The 1,991-nt window shown below is 52.1% G+C and carries 1 protein-coding gene and 1 pseudogene; both read right to left on the reverse strand.

The genetic code is table 11. The features are described 5' to 3' along the window. Positions 1–1,088, reverse strand: a pseudogene (locus AACT35_RS08560) (hypothetical protein); the annotation flags it as partial. A gap of 2 nt (positions 1,089–1,090) precedes the next feature. Continuing rightward, positions 1,091–1,991: ligand-binding sensor domain-containing protein (locus AACT35_RS08565; RefSeq protein WP_099239814.1), on the reverse strand; the 901-nt coding region annotated here is incomplete at its 5' end.

Here is a 1,991-nt window from a genome sequence, read left to right on the forward strand (position 1 = left end):
GGATTATTCACATCGGGATAATCGCGGAAAGGATCTTCTTTTGTACCCGTGCCGTAGATGCCTTGTTTCCAGGGGGGATTATTGGCATCAGGATAGTCGCGAAAAGGATCATCCGGCGTGCCAGTGCCATAGATAACTGTGGGAATTGAAGGTAAATTACCTAAAATCCAGCCTGTCCAGAAACCACCCGCAGCAGGAAAACCGAGGGTCGCTGTTGTGATAACGCAGGGGCCACTGGCTAACCAGCGATCTAGGCTACCACCTGCTTCTTGCCAACCACAGTCATCGGCGAGGACAGGAATGCCATGGGCGACGTAAAACCCTACCAAACTGAGCGATAGCAGTATTAAAGTCTGGGTCGATGGCGGTTGATTGTTTCTAAAAATGAGAACAAGAGCAATGGCGATCGCCCCGAGGAAAAGTAATTGGGGAATGCCGCCAAAAAACCAGAAGCAAATGGCCGCAATGAGATAACCCACCATAAGGCCAGCTAAGAGGGTTTGTAACGTGACCTGGGATAAAGCTGGGGGAGATTGATGGCGAAATAGGCGATGGGCATCTTGCCAACCCAACTGAGCCGCAAGGCGCAGGAGATGTTGGGGTTCACAAATGGCGGCCAGGGCAAACAGAGCGATTTGGATGCTCACCAGCAGGTTCCCTAAAAAGGTACTAAAGGCGATCGCCACCGCCAGACCCACCCAGGGGAAAGGACTTTGAAATTGACTCGCTTGTTGGCCAACATCCACGCAGATTTGCGGCAGTTGACCGATCCCCTTGAGATAGTTACCCAGGGTGCCCCGAAATAGGTGACCCACCAAAATGCCACTAAATAGCCAAAATAATGTGCCGGGTACAAGCTGATCCGAGATCACCAAGACGGAACCGAGCCAAGGATTTGTGGTCGGATTAAACCCTTCGTTCACACCAACCAATAGGAAAGTATGCACCAGCCACATCACGCCACCGACGATAACCCCAACCACGATTTGGCGGGGTAATGCTTGCAGAAAAGCTTTTAAAAGCCAGCCCAGCAATTGCACCAGGGTTTTCGGTGCCCGTTGGCTTTGCCCATTAGAAGAAGCAGCCATGGTTATTGCTCCCCTAAATTGCGTAAATATTGGGCATCGAGTCGCGTAATGCCGTTACGGGTACCGAGCCAGAGATTACCAAATCGATCCTGTACCATTGCCTTTACCTCCTGATCCGCCAGACCATCGGCTTCCGTGAGAATGAGCCATCGTCCCTGGGAATCTAAGCGAGCTAAACCGTCATATTCAGAGCCAAACCACAGCACCCCGGTTTGATCTTGGTAGATGGAGCGGACTTTTTCTCCAGCAAGGCCATCTGCTTTGGTGAAAATTTGGGCGATCGCCCAACCAGTCGTGCTTCGTTCCAGGCGAGCGAGGCCACCACGATCAAAAAGACCCATGCCCACCCAGAGATGCCCTGTATCATCGCTAAATAGGCTTGTAATGTTATTATGGGCCAGCCCATTGGCCGTCGAAAAAAGTTGGCAGGATTTCTTAATACAGTGGCTTAACCCGCCTTTAGGAGCCACCGCCGAGCCAAACCACATTCCCCCCTCGGCATCTTGATGAATGACATTTACCATCCGATCCGGTAGTCCATCCGCCGGGGTTAAAAAGTGCCAATCCTTGTTTTCCTTGACCGCTGCTCCCTCCCAGGTGCCGATCCAAAGTTGACCCGCCCGATCCACATAGAGGGCATTAATTTGACCTTGAAAAAACGGCTTATCGGATTGATAGGGGTGGCACCCTTGGGCATCGACATAATTTAAACCGTTGCCATGGCCAATCCAGAGCACACCGTCGGCATCGATTGCTAGGGCACGGACGAATTGCAACGGGCGATCGCATTGGAGGGGTTCAACGGTATGGGGAGGTTGTAAAGCAATTTGAAAGACCCCTGCCTGACCCCCGGCCCAGAGATGATCACCTTGGATGACGAGGGCAGAAACTTCCTGGGGAGGA

The sequence above is a fragment of the Synechococcus sp. BDU 130192 genome, assembly GCF_963876085.1.
GTDB lineage: Bacteria > Cyanobacteriota > Cyanobacteriia > Cyanobacteriales > MRBY01 > MRBY01.